This window comes from Bacillus sp. BC05(2025) (genome assembly GCF_056725905.1).
This window is the reverse complement of record NZ_JBWYRA010000008.1, coordinates 188,461-214,904: the sequence shown is the minus strand read 5'-3', so window position 1 is coordinate 214,904 and position 26,444 is coordinate 188,461. Positions and strand designations below refer to the sequence as shown.

Sequence of the window (26,444 nt, the reverse complement as noted above, 5' to 3'; positions counted from 1 at the left end):
ATATCATAGTATATTATTTTCGTCAACAAGTTTTTTTCGATAACTTGTATCTCTCATTTGCTGACTCTGCCTATTATATAGACTTTCTCTCTCCTATGCAAGTATTATTATAAAAAAATAAAGAGGGGAGATAGCCCCCTCTTATTCTTCCGAAGAAACCTCTTCGCTCGTTTCTTCCTCATCATCTTTTTGTGCTTTTGCTACTGTCGCTACCTCTTGCTCATCCTCTAATCGAATTAGACGAACACCTTGTGTATTACGTCCCATTTGAGAGATTTGATCAACTGGCATACGAATAATAACACCTGCAGCTGTAATTAACATGATATCTTCTTCACCTGTTACAGATTTAACAGCTACTAATTTACCGTTTTTATCTGTAATGTTACAAGTCTTCAGACCCTTACCACCACGACTTTGTAGACGGTATTCATCAATTGGTGTACGTTTTCCATAACCATTCTTAGTTACGATTAAAACATTTACATCCTCTTCAACAATTTCCATACCTACAACTTGATCTTCGTCACCTAATGTAATTGCTTTTACACCAGCCGCATTACGTCCCATAGAACGCACATCTTGCTCGTTAAAGCGAATTAACATACCATTGCTTGTTCCTACAATAATATCCTTATCACCAGATGTTAAACGTACAGATATTACTTCATCCTCTTCACGAAGAGAAATTGCAATTAAACCATTTGTACGTATATTTGCAAACGATGAAAGTGGCGTTCTCTTAGAGATACCTTGTTTTGTTGTGAAGAATAAGAATTCATCGTCGCCAAATTCACGAATCGGAATAATAGCATTAATCCATTCGCCCTTATCTACACCTAATAGGTTAATAATAGGTATACCTTTTGCTGTACGGCTATACTCTGGGATTTCATATCCTTTCGTACGGTATACTTTACCCTTATTAGTGAAGAATAAAATATGATCATGCGTAGAAGTAGTTAATAAATGCTCTACAAAATCATCATCATTTGTTCCCATTCCCTGTACACCACGTCCACCACGGTTCTGCGTTTTGTACGTAGAAGCTGGCAACCTCTTAATATAACCATTATGAGTTAATGTAATAGCGATATTTTGTTCTGGAATTAAGTCTTCATCTTCAATAGACTCCATACCACCAATTGTAATTTCTGTACGTCTCTTATCATTGAAGCGCTCTTTTACTTCCGTTAATTCTTCACGAATAATCTCAAGAACCTTTTCTTCATCCGCTAAGATTGCTTTTAATTCTGCAATTAACTTCATTAATTCTTGATATTCTTGTTCGATTTTTTCGCGTTCTAATCCTGTTAAGCGTTGCAGACGCATATCTAAAATAGCTTGTGCTTGTTTTTCACTTAAGCCGAAACGTTCCATTAAACCTTGCTTTGCAATTTCCGCTGTTTTCGAACTACGAATTAATGTAATAACTTCATCAAGGTGGTCTAAAGCAATTCGTAACCCTTCTAAGATATGAGCACGCGCTTCTGCTTTTTCTAGTTCATAAGCAGTACGTCTACGAATTACTACCTTTTGATGTTCCAAGTAATGATATAAATTTTGTTTTAAGTTCAGTACCTGTGGCTCCCCATTTACAAGAGACAGCATGTTAATACCGAAACTTGTTTGAAGTGCTGTATGTTTATATAAATTATTTAATAGTACATTGGCATTGGCATCACGACGTACTTCCATAACAATACGCATACCATTTCGATCTGATTCATCGCGTAAATCTGTAATACCTTCTATTTTCTTATCGCGAACTAATTCTGCAATTTTTTCAATTAATCGCGCCTTATTCACTTGATAAGGTAGTTCCGTTACGATAATAGATTGTTTACCATTTGACTTCTCTTCAATTTCAACTTTAGCACGAAGTATGATAGATCCGCGTCCTGTTTCATAAGCTCTACGAATACCACTTCTTCCTAAAATTAAACCTGCCGTTGGGAAATCTGGACCTGGAATGAACTCCATTAATTCTGCAATAGTAATATCAGGATTATGACTTAATGCCAATACGCCATCAATTACTTCGCCAAGTTGATGTGGCGGAATATTTGTTGCCATACCAACCGCAATACCTGTCGTACCATTTACTAGTAAGTTAGGAAAACGTGCTGGTAATACAATCGGTTCTCTTTCAGAACCATCATAGTTATCTTGATAATCAATTGTATTTTTTGAAATATCACGTATTAATTCCATAGATATTTTAGACATTTTTGCTTCTGTATAACGCATTGCTGCGGCTGAATCTCCATCGACAGATCCAAAGTTACCATGCCCATCAACAAGCATATAACGTTGACTGAAATCTTGGGCCATACGTACCATCGTTTCATAAACAGCTGAATCACCGTGCGGGTGATACTTACCAATTACTTCACCAACAATACGTGCTGATTTCTTATACGCTTTATCGGCCGTAATTCCTAAATCATTCATCGCATATAAAACCCTACGATGCACAGGTTTTAATCCATCACGAACATCTGGTAATGCACGAGATACGATAACACTCATTGCGTAATCTAAAAATGAGGTACGCATTTCATGGCTAATATTAATTTCTCGAATTCGTGCTTGTTGTTGATTGTCTGACATCAACGAGCACCTCCTCTTACATTTCCGTTACACATACATTGATTTATATGTAGAAGACAGGAATACTCAGATTCCTGTCATTACTCATTTAAATATCAAGGTTTTTCACGTATTTTGCATTTTCTTGGATAAAGTTACGACGTGGCTCTACTTTATCCCCCATTAAAATTTCAAATGTTTCATCTGCTTCAATTGCATCTTGAAGGGAAACTTGAAGTAATGAACGCACTTCTGGGTCCATTGTTGTCTCCCAAAGCTGAGTTGGATTCATTTCTCCTAGACCTTTGTAACGTTGGATTCCAGGTTTAGGTTGCGCTGGTAATTCAGCTAAAATCTTTTCAAGCTCTTTCTCATTATAAGCATATTGAATTTTTTTACCTTGTTGTACTTTAAACAATGGTGGCTGTGCAATATAGATATAACCATACTCAATAATTTGGCGCATATAACGATAGAAGAACGTTAATAATAGGGTACGAATATGCGCACCATCTACGTCGGCATCCGTCATAATAATAACTTTATGATAACGAGCTTTCTCAATATCAAAATCTCCACCAATGTTTGTACCAATTGCAGTAATAATTGTACGTACTTCATCGTTAGATAAAATTTTATCTAATCTTGCTTTTTCAACGTTAATAATTTTACCCTTTAGTGGTAAAATCGCCTGGAAGTGACGGTCACGACCTTGCTTTGCTGATCCGCCGGCAGAATCACCCTCTACAATATAGATTTCGCTAATTGCTGGATCTTTTGAAGAGCAATCCGCTAATTTACCAGGTAAACTTGAAACTTCTAAGGCACTCTTACGGCGTGTTAATTCACGTGCTTTTTTCGCTGCAACACGTGCACGTGCTGCCATCGTACCTTTTTCCACAATTTTTCGTGCAACGTTTGGGTTTTCTAGTAAGAACTTTTCAAATGCCTCTGAAAATACAGACTCTGTAATCGTTCTCGCTTCACTATTCCCAAGTTTCGTCTTCGTTTGTCCTTCGAATTGTGGATTTGGATGTTTAATTGATACGATTGCAGTTAAACCTTCACGAACATCCTCGCCAGTTAGGTTACTGTCTGCATCTTTCAAAATACTATTTTTACGACCGTAATCGTTAATAACACGAGTTAAAGCTGTTTTAAAACCTACTTCATGTGTTCCACCTTCATACGTATGAATGTTGTTCGTAAATGAGTAAATATTATTTGTATATCCTTCGTTATACTGTAAGGAAACCTCAACTTGAATACCATCTTTTGATCCTTCTACATATACAGGTTCTTCATGGATTGGTTGTTTTGAGCGGTTTAAATGCTCAACATATGATTTAATTCCACCTTCATAATGGAATTCTTTCTTTTGCTTATGTTCACGTTTATCTTCAATCGTCAGTTTAATATTACGATTTAAAAATGCTAATTCACGCATACGACTTGCTAGTGTATCAAATTCGTATACTGTTGTTTCCTGAAAAATTTCTGGATCTGGTTTAAATCGAGTTATCGTTCCTGTTTGATCTGTGTCACCAATGACCTTTAAATCTGCAACAGGAATACCTCTTTCGTATTTTTGGTAATGGATTTTACCTTCACGATGTACAAATACCTCTAATTCTGTTGATAGAGCATTTACTACAGATGCCCCGACACCATGCAAACCACCAGAAACTTTATAACCACCACCGCCAAACTTACCACCAGCATGAAGAACGGTCATAATAACTTCTACAGCAGGACGTCCCATTTTTTCTTGTATACCAACTGGAATACCACGTCCGTTATCCGTTACACGAATACTATTATCTTCTTCGATACTAACGTTAATTTCATCGCAGTACCCTGCAAGTGCTTCATCAATACTATTATCGACGATTTCCCATACAAGATGGTGAAGTCCTTTTCCACTTGTAGATCCAATATACATACCAGGGCGTTTTCGAACTGCTTCTAGTCCTTCAAGTACCTGTATCTGACTTTCATCATATGAATTTTCTTGCATTTGCTTTTGTTCCATTGACACAAAGATCACCTACTTTTCCATTTAAACAGGGATTATGCCCTATCTATTTCACAATCTACCGTGCCGTTCGTTACATGAATTGTTTTCGCTTCTTTTAATGTTTCGTGTTCAATTCCGTCGACACTCGTCGTTGTCACAAATGTTTGCACTTTTCCTTGAATTGTATTTAACAGATGCGATTGACGATAATCATCTAATTCTGATAATACGTCATCCAATAGAAGAATTGGATATTCCTTAACTTCTGAGTAAATCAATTCAATTTCAGCTAATTTTAGGGACAGTGCGGTCGTTCGTTGTTGTCCTTGCGAACCAAAGACTTGAACATTTTTACTATTAACGAAGAATTGTAAATCATCACGATGAGGACCAATTAAAGTCGTACCACGGAAAATTTCACGTTGTTTCACAGATTGAAAACTTTCATAGTATACTTCTTTTATTTTCGACAAATCCATTGATTCTGATACATCTACACTTGGTTTATAGACAATTTCTAATTCTTCTAATCCGCGGCTTATACCACGATGAATTGGAGCTGCCCATTCTTGTAGTAAATGCAAAAATTCAAAGCGCTTTTGCAATATTTTTGTACCATGCTCAATAAGTTGAAGTGTAAATACATCCAACATCGTTTCCTCATTCTTACTATTCCCTTGCATCTTTTTCAGCAAGTGATTTCGTTGTGTGAGCACCTTTTGATATTGACTCAATTCATACAAATAGACCGGAGCTATTTGGCCTAATTCCATATCTAAAAAGCGTCTTCTTACTTGAGGGCTTCCTTTTACAAGATTTAAATCTTCTGGGGCAAACATGACAACATTCATCACGCCAATATATTGACTCAATTTTTGTTGTTCAAGTTGATTTAATTTTGCCTTTTTACCTTTTTTCGAGATATTTAATTCCAAAGACAAAGAACTATTTCTCTTTTGTAATTTCCCTTTAATTTGACCGAAATCTTCATCCCAACGGATAAGTTCACGATCATTAGAGGTTCTATGAGATTTCGCCATCGCTAAAACATAAATAGCTTCCATCAAATTCGTTTTCCCTTGCGCATTTTCGCCGATAATTACATTTACTTTATCTTCAAAGGAAAGCTCTAACTTTTCATAATTGCGATAGTTTTTTAATTGTATTTCTGAAATAAACAAAGGGCTCCCCCTTTATGACTGAACTTGGAAACTTCCGCTTCCTGGAATTTCAATAATATCGTTCGCATATAGTTTGCGACCTCTTCTATTTTCAAGTTCTTGATTCACGTACACTTCATATTCTTGTAAAAACCATTTTACAGCGCCACCTGTATCAATTACATCGGCTAACTTTAAAAATTGCCCTAGTGTAATATACTCTGTTGAAATTTTAATACGTTTCATAAAATCGCTCACTTTCTGAAAGTGTTCATTCTTTCATTGTACTAAATAAACTAACATTAGGAAAGTAATACCCAAAAATCAAATAAGGGCTACTAGTATCTGAAAACTAGCAACCCTTATTTCTTACTTAGTAAGTACGAACCGGTAAAATTAATTGAATAATGGACTCATCATTTACTGTACGAATTAAGAACGGTCGCATTGCTCCAGTAAAGCTAATTTTAATTTCAGTACTATCTAAGGCTTTTAGTGCATCCATCATATATTTTGCACTAAAAGATATTTTTAACTCTTCCCCATCTACTTTTTCACATTGAACTTCTTCTACTACTTTTCCGATTTCCGGTGAATTCGAGGAAATTTCTAACATTTCTTGTTCTAAAGTTGATAATTTTACAACATTATTACGACCATCTCTCGCTAAAAGGGATGCACGATCAATTGCTTGTAAAAATTCTTTTGTATTTACAAAAATATCTGTTTTACTCTCTGCTGGAATTAAACGAGTTGTATCAGGATAATTTCCTTCTAACAATCTTGAGAAGAATAATAAATGTTTTGTACGGAATAATACTTGATACTCCGTAATAACGATATCTACCATTTCTTCAGACTCATCTAGAATTTTGCTTAATTCATTTAAGCTTTTACCTGGAATAACAACATTCGCCTGGAATTCATCTCCAATACCCTCGATTTTTGCTTTTCGAAGAGCTAGCCTGTGACTATCTGTAGCAATGCAAGTTAGTTCGCTGTTATATACTTTCCAGTTTACACCTGTCAAGATTGGTCTTGTTTCAGAAGTAGAAACTGCAAATACAGTTTGTCTGATCATATGTTTTAGTAAATCTGTTGGAACTTTAAAAACATGATGTTCTTCAATTTGTGGTAACAATGGATATTCCGCAGAATCTAAACCATTTAAATTAAACTCTGATTTTCCAGAAGTTATTTTTGTCATCAAATGATTTTCTACAGAAATTTCTACAGTTTCTTTAGGTAATTTTTTTACAATTTCACTAAAATACTTTGCTTGTAAAACAATACTTCCTGATTGTGTTACTTCTACAATTTCTTTTCCATCTTCTTCAACTGGAATAAAAGATTCAATAGAAATATCAGCATCGCTTCCTGTTAATGTAACGCCTTCCTCTGTAGCGACAACTTTAATTCCTGTAAGAATCGGAATTGTTGTACGAGAAGAAACAGCCTTCATTACATCTTGTACACTTCTTACAAGATAGTCTTTTTGTATTGTAAAACGCATAAAGAAAAACCTCCGGTAAGTATAAGATTTTATTTAATTAATAAAGATAAAAAATAGTAGTAATAGTAATAGGGCTTGTGGATATGTGGATAACCCCGTTAAAGGATGTAAAAACAGTCTATCTACATGTGGATAGACTGTGCGTAAAACAAGGGAAGTTATTCACACTATTCAGCTACTACTTTAAAATATCGTTAATTTCTTCAACTTGTTTTTGTAATTGTGTATCCGTTTTAAGCAATTTAGAAATTTTTTCATGAGCATGGATAACGGTTGTATGATCACGTCCACCGAATTCTTCACCTATTTTAGGTAAGGATGAGTCTGTCAGTTCACGTGATAAATACATGGCAATTTGGCGAGGAAAGGCAACAGATTTTGTACGCTTTTTCGCCTTGAAATCTTCCAATTTTACTTGATAAACATCCCCGACAGCTTTTTGAATATCATAAATGGAGATAATTTTTGGTTTAGAATTTGGAATAATATCTTTAAGTGCCTCAGCTGCTAAATCAGCATTAATATCTTTGTTAATTAAAGATGAATAAGCTACAACTCGGATGAGTGCGCCTTCTAGTTCACGAATGTTTGAATCAATTTGATTTGCAATATAAAGCATGACTTCATTTGGTATATCAAGTCCTTCAGCCTTTGCTTTTTTACGTAAAATTGCGATTCGTGTTTCTAAATCTGGCGGCGTAATATCCGTAATGAGCCCCCATTCAAAGCGAGAACGAAGACGATCTTCTAAAGTTGGAATTTCTTTTGGTGGCCGATCACTGGAAATTACAATTTGTTTACTTTCTTCGTGTAATGCATTGAATGTATGGAAAAACTCTTCTTGAGTTTGTTCTTTTCCTGCTAAAAATTGAATATCATCTATCAATAAAACATCTACATTACGGTATTTATTACGGAAATCGACCGCTTTATTATCACGAATAGAATTAATGAATTCATTTGTGAATTTTTCTGATGATAAATATACAACTTTTGCATTTGGGTTATGTTCAATTACATAATGACCAATTGCATGCATTAAATGGGTCTTTCCAAGTCCAACTCCCCCATAAATAAAGAGGGGATTATATGCTTTAGCTGGTGCTTCGGCTACGGCTAATGAAGCAGCATGAGCAAAACGGTTACCAGAGCCAATAACAAATGTATCAAACGTATATTTTGGGTTTAGCATACTCTGTGGTAAATGATTGGAATCATCTTGTGCTGAATTTGGTTTAGAAGGAGGAAGATCAATCTCCTCTTCAGCTTGACTTTGGGGAATAATAAAGCGAATGGCTAATTTTGCCCCTGTTAAATCATAAAGTGTTTCCGAAATTAGCTCTGAATAATGAGATTCTAACCAATCACGGGCGAATTCATTTGGAGCCGTAATTGTTAATACGTCTTTCTTTAAATTATGTGCGGTTGTTGATTTCAACCACGTTTCATAACTTGGTTTACTGACCTTTTTTTCTAGTTCTTTTAAGGCACTGTTCCATAAATCAGAGATGTTTTCCAAAGGTGTCCCTCCTTTACTAAGTTGGTAAAAGAATAAGGTTGCGCAACAAATGTACAACCTAAATAAATATAAAATGTATATTTATACGAAACGTATTTTAAAACCTAAAAACGTCGTTTGTATATGAGATAGGGTTTTCGACAAAAAAAAGTAAATGTGGATAACGATTTACCCACATGTGATTAAAACTGTCCACATGTTATACACAAATTGTGGATAAAATAAAGATGTGGAAAACTTATTCAAAGTGAAAACACAACTATAATATCAAAAAAAAGTAGCTATAGCAATGAAATTAAGAAAGTTATCCACAAAATCAATACCTTGTGGAATAAACTTGTCCACAACACGATATACTGTGTAAAAGTACGAAAAGAGTTTGTGGATATAAAAAACAAGAAAAAACATTTATCCACAAGGAAATATAGGGTCTGTGAAAAAGTATGTGAATAGGTTCAAAATGAATATTTGATGAAAATTTCTAGAACCATTGACATTTTCCTAGTTGATTAACTATAATTTATAAGACTGTCTTTAACAGATATTCCTCAGGGAGGTGTCATATAATGAAAAGAACTTACCAACCAAATAAACGTAAGCGCAGCAAAGTACATGGTTTCCGCAGCCGTATGAGCACAGCGAACGGACGTAAAGTGCTAGCAGCTCGTCGTCGTAAAGGAAGAAAAGTATTATCTGCGTAGACCACTGATCGTTCAGTGGTCTTTTTTTCTAATAATAGTGAATTTCCGCTGATGAACTACAGGAGTGTCAATTGATATGAAGAAAAAACATCGTATAAAAAAGAATGATGAATTCCAGACGGTTTTTCAAAAAGGAAAATCGAATGCGAATCGTCAATTTGTTGTGTATCAACTAGATAAAGCAGAACAGCCATACTTTCGTATTGGCCTATCTGTCAGCAAGAAAATAGGAAATGCAGTAGTTCGTAACCGAATTAAACGTATGATTCGCCAGTCGATCACAGAATTAAAAGATGAGATAGATTCTGGAAAAGATTTTGTTATAATAGCAAGGAAGCCTTGTGCAGAGATGACATATGAAGAAGTAAAGAAAAGCTTAATTCATGTCTTTAAACGCTCTGGTATGAAAAGAATAAAAAAGTAGCGTAAGGAAATGAATTACACTATATACATACCGATACAAGGAGGAGTAGGCTTTGAAAAAGAAATTAGGTTTACTAGCCATGGTTGTTGCATTAATGGCGATTACTGCTGGCTGTAGTGAAGTAAATCAGCCAATTACACCAAAAAGCACTGGAATTTGGAATGAATACTTCGTATACCCGCTTTCTCAGTTAATTACGTATTTTGCCAACTTATTTGGTAGTAATTACGGTTTAGCGATTGTTGTTACAACTCTTATTATTCGTTTTGCATTATTACCATTAATGATTAAACAAACGAAGAGTACGAAAGCTATGCAAGCGTTACAACCAGAAATGGTGAAGTTAAAAGAGAAATATAGTTCTAAAGATCAAGCAACACAGCAAAAACTACAACAAGAAATGATGCAGTTATATCAAAAAAATGGTGTAAATCCATTAGCAGGATGTTTACCAATCTTCATTCAAATGCCAATTTTATTCGCTTTTTATCATGCGATTATGAGAACGGCTGAAATTAAGCAGCACAGTTTCTTATGGTTTGATTTAGGACATGCAGATCCGTACTATATCTTACCGATTGTTGCAGCAATTACGACATTTATTCAGCAAAAGCTTGCAATGGCAGGAACTGCTGGCCAAAACCCACAAATGGCAATGATGATTTGGCTTATGCCGATCATGATTTTAATCTTTGCAATTAATTTCCCAGCAGCATTATCACTTTACTGGGTTGTTGGTAATATCTTTGGTATCGCTCAAATGTATTTTATCAAAGGACCAGAAATTAAGGCGAGTAAGGCTGGGGGATCAGGCAAGTGAATGTAATCACTGCTAAGGGTCAAACAGTTGAGCTGGCAGTAGAGGATGCTTTAAGGCAATTAAATGCTTCAAAAGACCGAGTAGATATAAATATTATCGATGAGGGTAAGAGAGGATTCTTAGGTTTATTTGGGAACCGACCTGCAGTAGTAGAAGTTGTATTGAAGAAAGACCCCATTCAGGAATGTGAAGAATATTTAAAAAATGTTATTCACGATATGGGTGTGGAAGCTGAGATTAGTAAAATTGTAAAAGGACGAGAAGTCGAATTTACAATTTCCGGTAAAAACGTAGGTGTTTTGATTGGTAAAAGAGGAAACACCTTGAATTCTTTACAGTATTTAACAAAACTTGTGGCGAATCGTAATACGAAGCAGTATATTGGTATCACACTAGACGCTGAAAATTATCGTAGTAAGAGAAAAGCTACATTAGAAGCACTTTCTTATCGATTAGCAAAACAAGTAGTGAATACGAAAAAAAGGGTTGTGTTGGAGCCTATGCCATCTTTTGAACGAAAGATTATCCACCAAGCATTATCTAATCATCAAAATATCATTACAACTTCTGAGGGAAAAGAACCACATCGACATGTTGTAATATCTTCCAAGTGACCGGTTACTCGATTGAGTGCCGGTTTTTTTGAGGGGAAAATAGATGTGGATAACTAAAAAACACTAAACTTATCCACTGTGAATAAGTTTAGTGTTTTTTACATGAGGACATAATAAAATGAGTTATTATTCTTTTGTAGATAGGTTCGTTATGGTATTCTAATAATTTAGTGAAGAAAATAATCATGTTGAAATAGAGATAAATAAGCAAGTGAGGTGAAAGGACATGGAATTTGATACAATTGCTGCGATTTCCACAGCGCTTGGAGAGGGTGCAATTGCCATTGTTCGAGTAAGTGGGGATGATGCGGTTGAAAAAGTTAATCGTATTTTTAAAGGGAAGGACTTAACAGAGGTTCCTTCTCACACAATTCATTATGGTCATATCGTTGATTTAGATACAAATCAGGTTATTGAAGAAGTTATGGTATCTATTATGCGTGCACCAAGGACTTTTACACGTGAAAATATAGTAGAAATTAACTGTCACGGTGGACTTGTTTCGGTAAATAAAGTATTGCAGCTTATTTTAGCGCAAGGAGTACGATTAGCGGAACCTGGTGAATTTACAAAACGTGCTTTTTTAAATGGCCGTATTGATTTATCACAAGCAGAAGCTGTTATGGATTTAATTCGTGCAAAAACAGATCGTGCAATGAACGTAGCAATTAATCAAATGGAAGGACGATTATCTAAATTAATCGGCCGTCTGCGTCAAGACATATTAGAAACGTTAGCTCATGTTGAGGTAAATATAGATTACCCGGAATATGATGATGTGGAAGAAATGACGCATAATATTTTAATTGAGAAAGCTACACATGTTCGTGCTGAAATTGCAAAAATATTAGAAACATCGAAGCAAGGAAAGATTTTACGTGAAGGAATTGCTACTGCAATTATTGGTAGACCTAACGTTGGAAAATCATCGCTATTAAATAGTCTCGTTCAAGAGAAAAAGGCAATTGTAACTGATATTGCAGGAACAACTCGTGATGTTATTGAAGAGTACGTTAATGTGCGTGGTGTACCACTTAAACTTATAGATACGGCTGGAATTCGTGAAACAGAAGATGTTGTTGAACGAATTGGTGTAGAGCGTTCAAAAGAAATGATGGGCCAAGCTGATTTAGTGTTAGTTGTCGTTAATTATAGCGAAGCTTTAACGAATGAGGATGAAGATCTATTCAGAGCGGTACAAGGAAAAGACTTCATTGTTATTGTAAATAAGACAGATTTATCGCAAGCAATTGATATGGAACGTGTTACAGAATTGGCAGCGGGAAATCGTATTATCACAACGTCGCTAATCGAAGAACAAGGGATAGATGAGCTTGAAAAAGCAATAGCTGATTTATTCTTTGAAGGAACAATTGATTCTGCAGATGTAACATATGTTTCTAATGCGAGACATATTGGATTATTAACACAAGCAGGAAAAACAATTGGAGATGCAATTGAGGCGATAGAAAATGGTGTTCCAATTGATATGGTGCAAATTGATTTAACAAGAACGTGGGAAATACTTGGTGAAATTACTGGTGATACCGTTCATGAAAGCCTAATTGACCAGTTGTTCTCTCAATTTTGTTTAGGAAAATAATATAGTGATGTTTCAGAAAGATAGAGATTATTAGGAGGAATAAACAATGGGATACAATGCCGGTTCATACGATGTCATAGTAATCGGTGCAGGTCATGCAGGATGTGAAGCTGGTCTTGCGGCAGCACGAATGGGCTCTAAAACATTAATGTTAACGATTAATTTAGATATGGTAGCGTTTATGCCATGTAACCCTTCTGTTGGTGGACCAGCAAAAGGGATTGTTGTTCGTGAAATTGATGCATTAGGCGGAGAAATGGGACGTAACATTGATAAAACGCATATTCAAATGCGTATGTTAAATACGGGTAAAGGACCAGCTGTACGCGCACTTCGAGCGCAAGCAGATAAATTCTCTTACCAGCATGAATTAAAGAAAACAATTGAAGAAACACCAAACTTAACGTTGTTTCAAGGAATGGTAGAGCGTTTAATCGTTGAAGATGGCGAATGTAAAGGGGTAATTACGCAAGCTGGCGCTGAATATACGGCAAAAACAGTTGTAATTACGACTGGTACGTTTTTACGCGGCGAGATTATTATGGGAGAGTTAAAATATTCGAGCGGTCCGAATAATCAACAACCATCGATTACTTTATCGGAACATTTAGAGGAGCTTGGATTTGATCTTGTTAGATTTAAAACAGGTACACCTCCGCGTGTAAATAGTAATACGATTGATTATAGTAAAACAGAAATTCAGCCAGGTGATGATAAACCAAGATCTTTCTCTTTTGAAACGACAAAATTTATTATGGATCAAATTCCATGTTGGTTAACGTATACAAGTACGGAAACACATCGTTTAATAGACGAAAACTTACATCGCTCAGCTATGTATTCTGGTATGATTAAGGGAACGGGGCCTAGATATTGTCCGTCAATTGAAGATAAGGTAGTAAGGTTTAATGATAAACCACGTCATCAAATTTTCTTAGAGCCAGAAGGACGTAATACACAAGAAGTATACGTACAAGGTTTGTCTACAAGCTTACCAGAAGACGTACAGCGTGATATGCTTAGAACAATCCCTGGTCTAGAAAATGTTGAAATGATGCGCACAGGTTATGCAATTGAATATGATGCAATTGTGCCAACGCAACTATGGCCAACACTTGAAACGAAAAAAATTAAAAACTTATATACAGCAGGACAAATTAACGGAACTTCTGGTTACGAAGAGGCGGCAGGACAAGGGCTTATGGCCGGAATTAATGCAGCATGTCGTTCTTTAGGTAAAAAAGAGGTTATTTTAGGTCGTGAAGATGCTTATATCGGTGTTTTAATTGATGATCTTGTAACGAAAGGAACGAATGAACCGTATCGTTTACTAACATCTCGTGCAGAATATCGCCTATTATTACGCCACGATAATGCAGATCTTCGTTTAACTGAAATTGGTCATGAAATTGGATTAATTAAGGAAGATCGCTATGAGCGATTTACAAATAAAAAATTACAAATTGAACAAGAAAAGGAACGTTTAAGCAGCATTATTATTAAACCACGTCCTGAAGTTCAAGAATTAATTCGCAGCATTGGTGGAAGTGAATTAAAAGATGGTATACGTGCAAGTGACTTATTACGTCGTCCGGAGATGACATATGAGCATATTCATCTTTTAGTACCAAGTGAAGTAGAATTAAGTGATGAAGTTACAGAACAAGTTGAAATTCAGATTAAGTACGAAGGATATATTGAAAAATCTTTACAACAAGTAGAGCGTATGAAGAAAATGGAAAACAAAAAAATCCCTGTGGATATTGATTATGATGCAATTTCAAGTCTTGCCTCTGAAGCTAGACAGAAATTGAAAGATGTTCGTCCACTATCAATGGGGCAAGCTTCACGTATTTCTGGTGTAAACCCAGCGGATATTTCCATTTTACTTGTGTATATCGAACAAGGAAAAATTGCGCGAGTATCGAACCAATAAATAGTAAGGAGATATTGTTAGATGAACATAGAACAATTTCAATCTATGCTAGAAGAGAAGGGTATCCCCCTCTCTTCTAGACAGTTAGAGCAGTTCGAAATCTACTTCGAAACATTAGTAGAGTGGAATGAAAAGATGAATTTAACGGCTATTACGGAGAAAGAGGAAGTATATTTAAAACACTTTTTTGATTCCATTACAGCTGCTTTTTACTATGATTTTTCAAAACCATTCTCAATTTGTGATGTTGGTGCAGGAGCTGGATTCCCAAGTATTCCTTTAAAAATCTGTTTCCCGCACTTAAAGGTTACAATTGTAGACTCATTGCAAAAACGTATTAATTTCTTAAATCATTTAGCCCAAAAGTTGGAATTAAGCGATGTTGCATTTTGTCACGATCGTGCTGAAACATTTGGTAAAAAAGAAGGTGTACGTGAATCGTATGATATTGTAATGGCACGTGCAGTTGCACGTCTTTCAGTATTAAGCGAGCTATGTTTACCACTTGTAAAAGTTGGGGGAACATTTATTGCAATGAAAGGTGCCGCAGCAAACGAAGAAATTGAAAATGGCAAGTATGCTTTAGAGGTGCTAGGCGGGGATTTAAAAGAAATGTCTACGTTCCAATTACCGTTTGAAGAAAGTGAACGTAATATTTTATTAATCGAGAAAAAACGCAAGACACCAAAGAAATATCCACGCAAACCGGGAACACCCAATAAATTACCTATTGAAAAATAAATCTTATTAGACGTAAGATTAAATTATATAAATGAAAACGTAAATGTTTCATAGGAAACATTTTATGGAGAATAGTCAATAGGCCTAAAAGGTGGTGGAATATGTATGAAAAATACGTTTTCTCGTTTATTTGGCTTTGGAGATAAAGAGAGCGAATTCGAATTACAAGACGAAAGCCATGAAGAAATAGATAAAAAGGTATATGAAGAAATACAAGAAATTCCGATAGTAAATATTACCCCTAACCGTTATCAACCACGAACAGTTTTTGATGATGCGCGTATTGAGGAACTAGCATTAACGATTCGTACACACGGACTTATTCAGCCAATTGTTGTGAGGCAATATGAGGATGATAAGTATGAAATTATTGCTGGAGAAAGACGTTTCCGTGCGGCAACAAAGTTAGGTTGGGAAAAGGTTCCTGCAATTATAAAGAACTTAAATGATACAGAAACAGCATCTGTAGCTTTAATTGAAAACTTGCAACGTGAGGAACTAACAGCAATCGAGGAAGCTGTGGCATATCAAAAGCTAATTGAGTTACATAATTTAACACAAGAAGCATTGGCACAACGACTTGGAAAAGGACAATCCACAATCGCAAATAAGTTGCGATTGTTAAAGTTGCCTGAAGAAATAAAAAGTGCGTTATTAGAAAAAAGCATTACAGAACGCCATGCCCGAGCGCTCATTCCTTTAAAGAATGAGGAATTGCAACTGAAGGTTTTACAGGAAATTGTGGAGAAACAACTGAATGTAAAGCAAACAGAGGAACGAATTGCAAAGTTACTAGAGGAAGCAAAACCGAAGCGTAAGGCAAAGCAAAAAGCAGTAAGTCGAGATACAAGAATTGCCATGAATACAATTAGGCAATCATTACAAATGGTTGCTGACAGTGGTTTGAATGTTAATTCTGAGGAAGAAGAATTTGATGAATACTATCAAATTACAATTCAAATCCCGAAGAAAAAATAATAATGGCGTGTTAGAGACCTGATCCTATTGGATAGGTCTCTTTTACTATATTTTCTTGTTAGAGGAAGAAGGAGTTTACAAATAAATTTTGAAGTTTAATAAGGACGTAAAAGAAAAACTTTTATTTCATGTTACAATAAACGTAATTGTTACTAGAATAAGATAGAAAGGTTGAAAGTAGGTGACATCATGGGAAAAATCATTGCTATTGCCAATCAAAAAGGTGGCGTTGGGAAAACAACAACATCTGTTAATTTAGGGGCTGGATTGGCACAAGTAGGTAAAAAGGTCCTTCTTGTAGATATTGATGCTCAAGGAAATGCAACGACTGGTGTGGGAATAGAAAAATCCGAATTAGATCAATGTATTTACAACGTTCTTGTGGAAGATGCAGATGTTCAAGGGGTTATACGGAAAACCGCAACTGAAAACTTAGATGTTCTACCCGCTACAATTCAATTAGCAGGTGCTGAAATTGAATTGGTACCGACTATTTCCCGGGAAGTACGTTTGCAAAGGGCATTACAGCCAGTTCGTGATGAATACGATTATATTATTATCGATTGTCCCCCATCCTTAGGGTTATTAACGATTAATGCATTAACAGCAGCAGATTCTGTTATTATTCCTGTTCAATGCGAATATTACGCATTAGAAGGGTTAAGTCAGCTATTAAATACAGTTCGACTTGTGCAAAAGCACTTAAATAAAAATCTAGCAATCCAAGGTGTATTGCTAACAATGTTGGATGCCCGTACAAATTTAGGGATTCAAGTTATAGATGAAGTGAAAAAATATTTTAGAGACAAAGTATACCGTTCGATTATCCCTCGTAATGTTCGTTTGAGTGAAGCACCAAGTCATGGGAAACCAATTATGCAGTATGACGCTAAATCAAGAGGGGCAGAAGTATATATAGATTTAGCAGAGGAAGTGATTGCAGGTGGCTAAAGGATTAGGAAGAGGAATCAATGTGTTTTTTCCTGATTTAGATGTGAAAGAAGAAGAGACAATTCAGGAGATTGCGATAACTGAATTAAGACCGAATCCATATCAACCACGTAAACACTTTAATAAAGAGGCGATTCAAGAATTATCGGCTTCTATTAAAGAGCATGGCATATTACAACCGTTAATTGCTAGAAAGAGTATTAAAGGATATGAAATTGTCGCAGGTGAAAGAAGGTATCGTGCTGCTAAAGAAGCTGGGCTCGAAAAGGTGCCTGCCGTTGTAAGACAATTAAATGAGCAGCAAATGATGGAGTTTGCATTGCTTGAAAACTTACAACGAGAAGATTTAAATCCAATGGAAGAAGCAATGGCATACCAAATGTTAATGAATGAGCTAAATGTAACGCAAGAACAATTAGCAAAACGTCTTGGTAAGAGCAGACCTTACATTGCAAACTATACGCGATTATTAAGCCTCCCTTCTTTTGTGCAAGATATGATTGCAAACGGTCAACTTTCAATGGCTCATGGGAGAACTTTACTTACGATAAAAGATGAAGAACAGTTGAAATCTTTACTGAAACGAATTGAAAAAGAAGGATTAAATGTTCGTCAATTAGAGAAAATTGTTCAGGAGATTAATCAACGCGTTTCACGTGAAACAAAACAAGTAAAAAAAGAGAGAAACATATTTTTCGTAGAACGCGAAACGTTCTTAAGAGAAAAGTTTGGCACAGAGGTAAAAATTAAAGAAACAAAAAAAGAAAAAGGTAAAATCGAAATTGAATTTTTCAATAAAGAAGATTTAAATCGTATTTTAGAATTATTAGCGCAACAAAACTAAAGAGCAAACCATCTTATTATTTATAGATGGTTTGCTTTTTTTAATACAGACAATTTTTGGTCTGTTTCTTTTATGCTTTGTGCAATTACATCAGCCATTCTCATGACTAAGCTTAATCTTGTATTTTGCAGGACGAAAAACTCCATAAAACCGTTCAGATTTACGATGCCATGAATATGTAAGTCACCAACTGCTGGTAATTTCTTATTCATCGCAGCTCCGGGTTTACTAGGCCCCATTCCGGTAGTGATGGAACCGATATTTTGAGATTTTCCTAAACAAGCATCAACCGCAATTATAAATGAAGTAGGGTTATCTTTCTGTATATTCTGAATTTTTTCTTCTAAATTTAGCGCATGTACTGGTTCATCTAGTGTGCCGAACACTTGGAAGTTTGTAATTCCTACTTGTTCTAGTTTCGTACCGACTAATGGCCCGAGTGCATCGCCTGTAGAACGATCTGTTCCGATACAAACGAGAATAATTGGTATATGGTTTTTAATAGGGATATGGGAAAGTAAGAAGTTACTAATTGTCTCGGAGGCTTCTAAATCTTGGTGCATAACGTTTTGAGTTTCTTTTTCGAAAAAAGGTAAGCGAAAACTTCCAATATTCATGAAGCACCCATCCTTTTAATAAATTTTCAAAATATGTTATATGTTGAGTGAAATGGAAAACTATAAGTGCATATGTGATGTGAAACTTAAATGAAGACGGAAATAATAGTACTAGTATATATATATTTGTTCCATTTTATACCTGCATGGAAGTTAATAAATAGAATTAAAGTCATAAAATTTTTTCAGCAATTAGGAGACTTCTGATACAATAAGAAGGATAATTAAAAAGAAATTTTGGCTGGAGAGGTAGAGGTACATGGATTTATTAACGAAGTGGTTTAATGCTACGAAACAGTATTTATTAGATGCTGATCGTTGGGCTCATATTGGAATTGCGTCATTAAAAATATGTATCATTTTAACAATTGGTGCAATTGTAGTGCGAATTGCAAGAGCGGTTGTACGAAATGCGTTTCGTATGGGAAGTCGTTCTCCAATTCAAATTTCAGAACGTCGTACAGTTACAGTAGCGAAGTTACTTGAAAATATTGTGGCATACGTTGTTATGTTCATTATGTTAATTGCGATTTTAGGTGTGTTTAATATTAATGCATCAGGTTTATTAGCCGGTGCTGGGGTAATTGGTTTAGCAGTCGGATTTGGTGCTCAAAGTTTAGTGAAAGATGTTATTACAGGATTATTTATCTTGCTAGAAGATCAATTTTCAGTAGGTGACTATGTAAAAATTGGCCAATTCGAAGGTGTCGTTTTAGAAATTGGACTTCGTACAACGAAAGTGAAAAGTTGGACAGGTGAAATTCATACTTTACCAAACGGAAGTATTATTCAAGTTACGAACTTCTCGGTAAGTAATAGTGTAGCGTTTGTGGATGTATCTATTTCATATGAGGCGGACATTGCAAAAGCAGAGCAAGTCATTGAAGAGTTATTAGAGGAATTACCTGCAAAGTATGAACAAATGGTAACAACGCCTCAGTTGTTAGGTGTACAAACATTAGCTGCTTCAGAAGTTATACTACGTGTTATTGCTGAAGTAGAGCCAATGCAACATGCAGTTATTGCAAGGGCACTTCGTAAAGAAATTAAAAATCGTCTAGATCTACATGGTATTGAAATTCCATATCCACGTATGGTTTTATATAATCGTGAAGAATTAGTGAGTGGAAAAGCAATTTAGTATGGAGAGGGGTTTGGAGAATGGAGCAAAAGCAGTATAACTTGTATGATGTTGTGGAAATGAAGAAAGCCCACCCATGTGGTGAGAATCGTTGGAAGATTATTCGTATGGGAATGGATATCCGCATTAAGTGCGAGGGATGTGACCATTCAGTAATGATTCCTCGAAGAGAGTTCGATCGTAAGGTAAAAAAAATACTTGTGAAGCACGAAGAATAGAGAGAACGTAACAGTTGCGGTAGGTAGCTGTTACTTTTTTTCGTTTGGAGGAAACTTGTCATTTTTTTCGTTACTATCTATAATGATGAAAGATTGAGACATAGGAGTGAAAAATATGGGATTAACGGCTGGGATTGTTGGATTACCTAACGTAGGGAAGTCCACTTTATTTAATGCAATTACACAAGCAGGAGCAGAATCTGCAAACTATCCATTCTGTACAATTGATCCAAACGTAGGAATTGTAGAAGTACCAGATGAGCGTTTAAATAAATTAACGGAATTAGTAGAACCGAAAAAAACTGTTCCGACTGTATTTGAGTTTACTGATATTGCGGGTATCGTAAAAGGTGCTAGTAAAGGTGAAGGTTTAGGAAATAAATTCTTATCTCACATTCGCCAAGTAGATGCAATTTGCCAAGTTGTTCGTTGTTTTGAAGACGAAAATATTACGCACGTTTCAGGGAAAGTAGATCCAATCGATGATATTGAAACAATCAACTTAGAGCTAATCTTAGCAGATTTAGAATCTGTTGATAAACGTATCGAACGTGTTGCGAAATTAGCAAGACAAAAAGATAAAGAAGCAGTATATGAGCATGAAATTTTAGTTCGTTTAAAAGAGGCTTTTGAAGAGGGAAAACCGGCTCGTACTGTTGAATTTACAGAAGAGCAAATGAAGATTGTTAAAGGCCTTCATTTACTGACAACGAAAGAAATGTTATATGTAGCAAACGTAAGCGAGGACGATGTAATCGATCCTTCTGAAAACAAATATGTACAAATGGTAAAAGAATTTGCTGCGAATGAAAACTCTCAAGTAATCGTTGTATGTGCAAAAATTGAATCAGAAATCGCCGAGCTAGACGAGGAAGAGAAAAAAGTATTCCTTGAAGAACTAGGTATTGAAGAATCTGGTTTAGATCAATTAATTCGTGCTGCATATGATTTATTAGGACTTGCTACGTACTTCACAGCTGGTGTGCAAGAAGTACGTGCATGGACGTTCAAACAAGGTATGAAAGCACCACAATGCGCTGGTGTAATTCACACAGACTTCGAGCGTGGATTTATTCGTGCGGAAACAGTATCTTACGAAGACTTAATGGCAAACGGTTCTATGACAGCTGCAAAAGAAGCTGGTAAGGTTCGTTTAGAAGGAAAAGAGTATATCGTAAAAGACGGAGACGTTATGCATTTCCGTTTCAACGTTTAATTTAATATTTCCTAGGAAAAATAAAGATATGAACTTGGCAAATATATTATGTGTTTGCCAAGTTTTTTATGTATGGGTGAGTTGATTCATCTAACTTACTATGATATAATCTAAACTCGTGAGTAATTACTATAAATTAATTGCTCCTTGCCCATTATGGGCCGTTTAGACCAAAAGGAGGTGAAAGTGTAATGAGAAAGTACGAAATTATGTACATCATTCGTCCTGGCGTTGAAGAAGAAGCTCAAAAAGCTTTAGTTGAACGTTTTGCAGGTGTTTTAACAAACAATGGTGCAGAAATCATTAACACGAAAGAGTGGGGTAAGCGTCGTTTAGCTTACGAAATCAACGACTTACGTGAAGGTTTCTACATGATCTTAAACGTGAAATCTAACGCAGAAGCGATTAACGAATTCGACCGTTTAGCTAAGATCAACGAAGACATCCTTCGTCATATCGTTGTTAAAGAAGAAGAAAAATAATTGATATATAAGGGAGAGTGGTTCGATTGATGAATCGTGTTATCCTCGTTGGTCGTTTAACTAAGGACCCTGACTTACGTTACACGCCCAATGGTGTTGCAGTAGCTACTTTTACGTTAGCTGTGAATCGCGCATTTGCGAATCAACAAGGTGAGCGTGAAGCTGACTTTATTAATTGTGTAATATGGCGTAAACAAGCAGAAAACGTAGCAAATTATTTGAAAAAAGGTAGCTTAGCAGGCGTAGATGGGCGTCTTCAAACTCGTAATTACGAGGGACAAGATGGTAAACGTGTATATGTAACAGAAGTTCTTGCGGAAAGCGTACAATTTTTAGAGCCGCGTAATGGCGGTGGGGAGCAACGTGGTTCATTTAATCAGCAACCATCAGGAGCTGGTTTCGGTAACCAAAGCTCTAACCCATTTGGTCAATCTAGTAATTCGGGCAACCAAGGTAACCAAGGAAACTCTGGATTTACAAAGAATGACGATCCATTTTCAAATGTAGGTCAACCGATCGACATTTCTGACGACGATTTACCGTTCTAATACAGTAAATTTGTTAGTTTTAACAAAGAATGGAGGGAAATAGACATGGCAGGACGCAAAGGTGGACGTGCGAAACGTCGTAAGGTGTGTTTCTTCACAGCTAACGGCATCACTCGCATCGATTATAAAGATGTTGATTTATTAAAACGTTTCGTTTCTGAGCGTGGTAAAATTTTACCTCGTCGTGTAACAGGAACAAGCGCAAAATACCAACGCAAACTTACAGTTGCAATTAAACGTGCTCGTCAAATGGCACTTTTACCATATGTTGGTGAATAATAGCGTATGAAATGCACAGTAGAGTCGGACTCTACTGTGCATTTTGCTATGCTTTTCTTTTTTGAAAGAGAGGTTAGATGATGAGGAATACAAAATTTATTACTGAGGGTGCAGCGTTGTTAGCGATATATGCAATGTTATTGCTTATATCTATGTATGTTCCAATTTTAGGCACAGTTGTAACGTTTGCGTTGCCGTTGCCATTTATATTGGTAACGATAAGATATAAAATATCTAATGCTTTTGTAATTTTTACGGCAGCGCTTTTTATCACTGTTATTGTTAGTCAACCGATGAACCTAGTACAGACAACTATGTTTGGATTAATAGGTATCGTTTTAGGACATATGTATAAAAAACAAAAGAAGCCAGTAGAAATTTTGATGGCGGGGACGCTTGCTTACTTAATTGGTATTATGCTCATTTATGTTGTGAGTATAAAGTTTTTTAACATAGATTTAATGAAGCAAATGCAAAATATGTTTAATGAAAGTATGGCGCAAAGCGAAAAGGTAGTTACTGCTGCGGGCATGCCTATTAGTAAAGAGCAAAAAGATTTGTTAGCGCAATTTAATGATGTGTTACAAACGTTATTCCCAAGTTTACTTGTCATGGTATCGGTATGTTGTTCTTGGATTACAGTGATGATATCCGGTAGTGTTTTAAGAAAGTTAAAACATGACGTTATACATTGGCCTAAGTTTAAAGATATCCAATTACCAAAGAGTATTGTTTGGTATTACGTTATATTTATTTTGCTATCAACTTTTATAAAAGTAGAACCGACATCATATTTACATATGGTATTTTCTAACCTATATGTCATATTTGCGTTACTACTAGTACTGCAAGGTCTGACATTTATCGCTTTTCTAGCGCATAGTAAAGGTTTTACGAAAGGGGTCCCTATTATTAGTTTTATCGCTTGCATGTTTATCCCGATGCTGTTTCCTCTTGTGACAATCTTAGGTATAATTGATTTAGGGATTTCATTGCGTTCTAAAATAGGAGGATAAAATAATATTCCTTATACTATTTTAATCTGTATTACTAACTGGAAGGTGAGTTAGTTTTACTTTATAGGAGTTGTATACATGCCTGAATTTTATAAGAAACAGTGGTTTTTATATCCTGTTTACGTATTGGCATTTTTTGTGTTTGTGCTCATTTCAATCCTCTGTTATTTTCATTTAATAATGGGGATAGTCTCCTTCTTTATTTTTTGTATCGTCCTTTTTCTTGTTGTACGATTTGAACTAACCTTTCAAAAGAATTTCGAGAAACATACGACAGATATGATTACAAGGGTAAAGAAAGTGAGTAATGAAGCATTTAACCAGATGCCGATTGGTATTTTGTTATACAATAAGGATTATGGGATTGATTGGGCGAATCCTTATTTATCTTCGTGTCTCGGGCAGCATGCATTAGCTGGATGGCACCTTTATGATGTATCAGAAACGTTACTTCTTTTTATTAAGGGAGAAACTTCCGATGATATAGTCTCTTTAAATAATCGAAAGTTTCGTGTCTTTGTAAGGAAAGAAGAAAAGTTAATTTATTTCTTTGATGTAACGGAACAAACAGAGATTGAAAAGATGTACGAGGATCAACGTACTGTTTTGGCTGTCATTTATTTAGATAATTATGATGAAGTTACACAAGGATTAGATGATCAATTACGTACGAATATAACAAGTCTTGTAACATCAAGACTAAATGAATGGGCCGTTAAGTATGGTGCATATTTAAAACGTGCATCTTCAGAAAGATTCTTCGTTGTGTTAAATGAAAGTATTTTAGCACAGATGGAGAAAGGGAAATTTAGCATTTTAGATCAAGTGCGTGAAGAAACATCTAAAAGGAATATACCACTCACCTTAAGTGTAGGTGTTGGTTCAGGTGATTTACCTTTATCAGAGCTTGGGGCAATGGCTCAGTCCGGCTTAGACCTTGCGCTTGGCCGCGGTGGAGATCAAGTAGCTATTAAGCAAGCAACAGGTAAAGTTAAGTTTTATGGTGGTAAGACAAATCCGGTAGAAAAACGTACTCGTGTACGTGCTAGAGTTATTTCGCACGCATTAAAAGATTTAGTATTAGAAAGTAGTAACGTCATTATAATGGGGCATAGGGCTCCTGATATGGACGCAATTGGCGCTGCGATTGGTATTTTAAAGGTAGCGCAATTAAATGAGCGCAAAGGATATATTGTGCTAGATGAAAATGATTCTGATAAGGGAATTAAGCGTTTAATGGATAAAGTGAAACAAAACGAAGAGTTATGGTCTCACTTTATTACACCAGAACAAGCGATGGAATTTGCAAATGATGATTCATTACTTGTTGTTGTTGATACGCATAAACCTTCAATGGTGATGGAAGAAAAGCTGTTACGCAAGATTGAAAATGTAGTTGTTATTGACCATCATCGCCGAGGAGAAGATTTTATTGAAGATCCATTGCTTGTTTACATGGAGCCTTACGCTTCTTCCACGGCAGAGCTTGTTACAGAATTACTTGAATACCAACCGAAAAATTTAAAAATGACAATGCTAGAAGCCACGGCATTGTTAGCAGGTATTATTGTTGATACGAAAAGCTTTACATTCCGTACGGGCGCTCGTACGTTTGATGCCGCTTCTTATTTACGTTCTCATGGTGCAGATACCGTACTTGTACAAGAGCTTTTAAAAGAAGATATGGATCAGTATTTACGGGTTGCAAAAGCTATTGAAAATGCGTACATTTATACAAATGGAATTGCGATTGCAAAAGTTGATAGTGATGATTACTACGATCAAGTGCTTATTGCACAATCAGCGGACACATTATTAACAATGACAGGAATTACTGCATCGTTTGTTATTGCAAAACGTGGCGAGAATTTCATTGGAATTAGCGGCAGGTCTTTAGGTGAAGTGAATGTGCAGCTAATTATGGAAAACTTAGGTGGTGGTGGGCATTTAACGAATGCAGCCACACAAATGAAAAATGTTACAGTAGATGAAGCTGAGGAGAAGCTTCGATTTGTTATTGATGACTATTTACAGGGAGGCACACAATCATGAAAGTAATTTTTCTAAAAGACGTAAAAGGTAAAGGGAAAAAAGGAGAAGTAAAAAACGTACCAGATGGTTATGCAAATAACTTCTTACTAAAACAAGGATTAGCTGCTGAAGCGACAAATAGCAGTATGAAAACTTTAGAAGCTCAAAAGCGCAAAGAAGAAAAAGATGCAGCAGCAGAGCTTGAAAATGCAAAACAATTAAAAGAAACGTTAGAGAAACTAACTGTAGAATTAAAGGCTAAATCTGGAGAAGGTGGCCGTCTATTCGGTTCAATCACAAGTAAACAAATCGTAGATGCAATGCAAAAATCACACAAAATTAAACTTGATAAGCGTAAATTTGAAATGGATGATGCAATTCGTGCATTAGGCTATACAAATGTTACTGTGAAATTGCATCCGCAAGTAACAGCAACAGTAAAAGTTCATGTTAGTGAACAATAAAACTAAGTTAAGCAAGGAG

At 35.7% G+C, this 26,444-nt stretch carries 26 protein-coding genes; 19 read left to right on the top strand and 7 right to left on the bottom strand.

All coding sequences use genetic code 11. From position 1 onward, the window contains the following. Positions 1-141: 141 nt before the first annotated feature. The 6 genes from gyrA to dnaA form a co-directional block, all read right to left on the bottom strand. Positions 142-2,613: a DNA gyrase subunit A gene (gyrA, locus tag ACZ76X_RS22355; protein WP_098668525.1), complete on the bottom strand. Its 2,472-nt coding sequence runs from the start codon at positions 2,611-2,613 to the stop codon at positions 142-144. A gap of 88 nt (positions 2,614-2,701) precedes the next feature. Next, positions 2,702-4,624 carry a DNA topoisomerase (ATP-hydrolyzing) subunit B gene (gene gyrB, locus ACZ76X_RS22350; protein WP_098668526.1) on the bottom strand — a complete coding sequence of 641 codons (1,923 nt, stop codon included), beginning with the start codon at positions 4,622-4,624 and terminating at the stop codon, positions 2,702-2,704. A gap of 38 nt (positions 4,625-4,662) precedes the next feature. Continuing rightward, positions 4,663-5,790, bottom strand: a complete 1,128-nt coding sequence (gene recF, locus ACZ76X_RS22345; protein ID WP_000470750.1) for a DNA replication/repair protein RecF — start codon at positions 5,788-5,790, stop codon at positions 4,663-4,665. A gap of 12 nt (positions 5,791-5,802) precedes the next feature. After that, positions 5,803-6,015 (bottom strand): S4 domain-containing protein YaaA, encoded by a 213-nt coding sequence (yaaA, locus tag ACZ76X_RS22340; RefSeq protein ID WP_000821367.1) that lies wholly within the window; start codon positions 6,013-6,015, stop codon positions 5,803-5,805. A gap of 127 nt (positions 6,016-6,142) precedes the next feature. Next, positions 6,143-7,282, bottom strand: coding sequence for a DNA polymerase III subunit beta (dnaN, locus tag ACZ76X_RS22335; RefSeq protein ID WP_098668527.1), 1,140 nt, complete (start codon positions 7,280-7,282; stop codon positions 6,143-6,145). Between the two features lie 178 nt (positions 7,283-7,460). After that, a complete protein-coding gene (gene dnaA, locus ACZ76X_RS22330; RefSeq protein WP_000428025.1) occupies positions 7,461-8,801 on the bottom strand; it encodes a chromosomal replication initiator protein DnaA in 1,341 nt (446 codons plus the stop codon). A 566-nt stretch (positions 8,802-9,367) separates the two neighbouring features. On the opposite strand from dnaA, the gene rpmH reads away from it, so the two are divergent. The 10 genes from rpmH (at position 9,368) to spo0J (ending at position 18,413) form a co-directional block, all read left to right on the top strand. Beyond that, positions 9,368-9,502 (top strand): 50S ribosomal protein L34, encoded by a 135-nt coding sequence (rpmH, locus tag ACZ76X_RS22325; protein WP_000831901.1) that lies wholly within the window; start codon positions 9,368-9,370, stop codon positions 9,500-9,502. Positions 9,503-9,578: 76 nt separating this feature from the next. Then, on the top strand, positions 9,579-9,926 hold the full coding sequence (gene rnpA / locus ACZ76X_RS22320) for a ribonuclease P protein component (RefSeq protein WP_000726626.1): 348 nt from the start codon (positions 9,579-9,581) through the stop codon (positions 9,924-9,926). A 52-nt stretch (positions 9,927-9,978) separates the two neighbouring features. Further along, positions 9,979-10,746 carry a YidC family membrane integrase SpoIIIJ gene (spoIIIJ, locus tag ACZ76X_RS22315; protein WP_098668529.1) on the top strand — a complete coding sequence of 256 codons (768 nt, stop codon included), beginning with the start codon at positions 9,979-9,981 and terminating at the stop codon, positions 10,744-10,746. After that, complete coding sequence (gene jag / locus ACZ76X_RS22310; RefSeq protein WP_479851710.1) at positions 10,743-11,360, top strand: RNA-binding cell elongation regulator Jag/EloR; 618 nt, start codon at positions 10,743-10,745, stop codon at positions 11,358-11,360. The genes spoIIIJ and jag overlap by 4 nt, the downstream gene beginning before the upstream one ends. 226 nt (positions 11,361-11,586) lie before the next feature. Next, complete coding sequence (gene mnmE / locus ACZ76X_RS22305) at positions 11,587-12,963, top strand: tRNA uridine-5-carboxymethylaminomethyl(34) synthesis GTPase MnmE (protein ID WP_098668531.1); 1,377 nt, start codon at positions 11,587-11,589, stop codon at positions 12,961-12,963. Positions 12,964-13,009: 46 nt separating this feature from the next. Next, entirely contained in the window at positions 13,010-14,899 is a 1,890-nt protein-coding gene (gene mnmG / locus ACZ76X_RS22300; RefSeq protein ID WP_000541043.1) for a tRNA uridine-5-carboxymethylaminomethyl(34) synthesis enzyme MnmG, read from the top strand. 21 nt (positions 14,900-14,920) lie between these two features. Next, positions 14,921-15,640, top strand: coding sequence for a 16S rRNA (guanine(527)-N(7))-methyltransferase RsmG (gene rsmG, locus ACZ76X_RS22295; RefSeq protein WP_073519038.1), 720 nt, complete (start codon positions 14,921-14,923; stop codon positions 15,638-15,640). A 105-nt stretch (positions 15,641-15,745) separates the two neighbouring features. After that, the gene (gene noc / locus ACZ76X_RS22290) at positions 15,746-16,618 is read left to right on the top strand and encodes a nucleoid occlusion protein (protein WP_000799027.1); all 873 of its coding nucleotides are present in this window, start codon (positions 15,746-15,748) and stop codon (positions 16,616-16,618) included. A gap of 189 nt (positions 16,619-16,807) precedes the next feature. Further along, positions 16,808-17,569, top strand: a complete 762-nt coding sequence (gene soj / locus ACZ76X_RS22285) for a sporulation initiation inhibitor protein Soj (RefSeq protein WP_000516117.1) — start codon at positions 16,808-16,810, stop codon at positions 17,567-17,569. Continuing rightward, positions 17,562-18,413: a stage 0 sporulation protein Spo0J gene (gene spo0J, locus ACZ76X_RS22280; RefSeq protein ID WP_342716553.1), complete on the top strand. Its 852-nt coding sequence runs from the start codon at positions 17,562-17,564 to the stop codon at positions 18,411-18,413. The genes soj and spo0J overlap by 8 nt, the downstream gene beginning before the upstream one ends. A 20-nt stretch (positions 18,414-18,433) precedes the next feature. On the opposite strand, the gene yyaC is transcribed toward spo0J, so the two are convergent. Further along, positions 18,434-19,030: a spore protease YyaC gene (gene yyaC, locus ACZ76X_RS22275; RefSeq protein ID WP_479851709.1), complete on the bottom strand. Its 597-nt coding sequence runs from the start codon at positions 19,028-19,030 to the stop codon at positions 18,434-18,436. Positions 19,031-19,289: 259 nt separating this feature from the next. Between yyaC and ACZ76X_RS22270 the strand changes: the two genes are divergently transcribed. The 9 genes from ACZ76X_RS22270 to rplI all read left to right on the top strand — a co-directional run bounded on the left by ACZ76X_RS22270 (position 19,290) and on the right by rplI (position 26,425). After that, positions 19,290-20,171, top strand: a complete 882-nt coding sequence (locus ACZ76X_RS22270) for a mechanosensitive ion channel family protein (RefSeq protein ID WP_098668534.1) — start codon at positions 19,290-19,292, stop codon at positions 20,169-20,171. Positions 20,172-20,191: 20 nt separating this feature from the next. Beyond that, positions 20,192-20,389 (top strand): DUF951 domain-containing protein, encoded by a 198-nt coding sequence (locus tag ACZ76X_RS22265; RefSeq protein WP_000436051.1) that lies wholly within the window; start codon positions 20,192-20,194, stop codon positions 20,387-20,389. Positions 20,390-20,504: 115 nt separating this feature from the next. After that, complete coding sequence (gene ychF, locus ACZ76X_RS22260; protein ID WP_044791694.1) at positions 20,505-21,605, top strand: redox-regulated ATPase YchF; 1,101 nt, start codon at positions 20,505-20,507, stop codon at positions 21,603-21,605. A gap of 191 nt (positions 21,606-21,796) precedes the next feature. Continuing rightward, on the top strand, positions 21,797-22,087 hold the full coding sequence (rpsF, locus tag ACZ76X_RS22255) for a 30S ribosomal protein S6 (RefSeq protein WP_001233778.1): 291 nt from the start codon (positions 21,797-21,799) through the stop codon (positions 22,085-22,087). Positions 22,088-22,113: 26 nt separating this feature from the next. Beyond that, complete coding sequence (gene ssb, locus ACZ76X_RS22250) at positions 22,114-22,635, top strand: single-stranded DNA-binding protein (protein ID WP_000981967.1); 522 nt, start codon at positions 22,114-22,116, stop codon at positions 22,633-22,635. Between the two features lie 45 nt (positions 22,636-22,680). After that, positions 22,681-22,914 carry a 30S ribosomal protein S18 gene (gene rpsR, locus ACZ76X_RS22245; RefSeq protein WP_000918873.1) on the top strand — a complete coding sequence of 78 codons (234 nt, stop codon included), beginning with the start codon at positions 22,681-22,683 and terminating at the stop codon, positions 22,912-22,914. 80 nt (positions 22,915-22,994) lie between these two features. Next, on the top strand, positions 22,995-23,930 hold the full coding sequence (locus ACZ76X_RS22240) for a YybS family protein (protein ID WP_479851708.1): 936 nt from the start codon (positions 22,995-22,997) through the stop codon (positions 23,928-23,930). A 78-nt stretch (positions 23,931-24,008) separates the two neighbouring features. Next, the gene (locus ACZ76X_RS22235) at positions 24,009-25,982 is read left to right on the top strand and encodes a DHH family phosphoesterase (RefSeq protein WP_479851707.1); all 1,974 of its coding nucleotides are present in this window, start codon (positions 24,009-24,011) and stop codon (positions 25,980-25,982) included. Continuing rightward, entirely contained in the window at positions 25,979-26,425 is a 447-nt protein-coding gene (rplI, locus tag ACZ76X_RS22230; protein WP_000864230.1) for a 50S ribosomal protein L9, read from the top strand. Before ACZ76X_RS22235 ends, rplI begins: the two co-directional genes overlap by 4 nt. The last annotated feature ends 19 nt before the right edge of the window (positions 26,426-26,444 follow it).

Excerpts from the sequence above, each read along its gene's own strand:
- rnpA (WP_000726626.1), top strand. The coding sequence starts at position 9,579 with ATGAAGAAAAAACATCGTATAAAAAAGAATGATGAATTCCAGACGGTT.
- ACZ76X_RS22240 (WP_479851708.1), top strand. The coding sequence starts at position 22,995 with ATGAGGAATACAAAATTTATTACTGAGGGTGCAGCGTTGTTAGCGATA.
- yyaC (WP_479851709.1), bottom strand. The coding sequence starts at position 19,030 with ATGAATATTGGAAGTTTTCGCTTACCTTTTTTCGAAAAAGAAACTCAA.
- soj (WP_000516117.1), top strand. The coding sequence starts at position 16,808 with ATGGGAAAAATCATTGCTATTGCCAATCAAAAAGGTGGCGTTGGGAAA.
- gyrB (WP_098668526.1), bottom strand. The coding sequence starts at position 4,624 with ATGGAACAAAAGCAAATGCAAGAAAATTCATATGATGAAAGTCAGATA.
- mnmG (WP_000541043.1), top strand. The coding sequence starts at position 13,010 with ATGGGATACAATGCCGGTTCATACGATGTCATAGTAATCGGTGCAGGT.
- rpmH (WP_000831901.1), top strand. The coding sequence starts at position 9,368 with ATGAAAAGAACTTACCAACCAAATAAACGTAAGCGCAGCAAAGTACAT.
- ychF (WP_044791694.1), top strand. The coding sequence starts at position 20,505 with ATGGGATTAACGGCTGGGATTGTTGGATTACCTAACGTAGGGAAGTCC.
- rpsF (WP_001233778.1), top strand. The coding sequence starts at position 21,797 with ATGAGAAAGTACGAAATTATGTACATCATTCGTCCTGGCGTTGAAGAA.
- dnaN (WP_098668527.1), bottom strand. The coding sequence starts at position 7,282 with ATGCGTTTTACAATACAAAAAGACTATCTTGTAAGAAGTGTACAAGAT.
- rpsR (WP_000918873.1), top strand. The coding sequence starts at position 22,681 with ATGGCAGGACGCAAAGGTGGACGTGCGAAACGTCGTAAGGTGTGTTTC.
- rplI (WP_000864230.1), top strand. The coding sequence starts at position 25,979 with ATGAAAGTAATTTTTCTAAAAGACGTAAAAGGTAAAGGGAAAAAAGGA.
- noc (WP_000799027.1), top strand. The coding sequence starts at position 15,746 with ATGAAAAATACGTTTTCTCGTTTATTTGGCTTTGGAGATAAAGAGAGC.
- ACZ76X_RS22235 (WP_479851707.1), top strand. The coding sequence starts at position 24,009 with ATGCCTGAATTTTATAAGAAACAGTGGTTTTTATATCCTGTTTACGTA.
- ACZ76X_RS22270 (WP_098668534.1), top strand. The coding sequence starts at position 19,290 with ATGGATTTATTAACGAAGTGGTTTAATGCTACGAAACAGTATTTATTA.
- mnmE (WP_098668531.1), top strand. The coding sequence starts at position 11,587 with ATGGAATTTGATACAATTGCTGCGATTTCCACAGCGCTTGGAGAGGGT.
- gyrA (WP_098668525.1), bottom strand. The coding sequence starts at position 2,613 with ATGTCAGACAATCAACAACAAGCACGAATTCGAGAAATTAATATTAGC.
- rsmG (WP_073519038.1), top strand. The coding sequence starts at position 14,921 with ATGAACATAGAACAATTTCAATCTATGCTAGAAGAGAAGGGTATCCCC.
- yaaA (WP_000821367.1), bottom strand. The coding sequence starts at position 6,015 with ATGAAACGTATTAAAATTTCAACAGAGTATATTACACTAGGGCAATTT.
- ACZ76X_RS22265 (WP_000436051.1), top strand. The coding sequence starts at position 20,192 with ATGGAGCAAAAGCAGTATAACTTGTATGATGTTGTGGAAATGAAGAAA.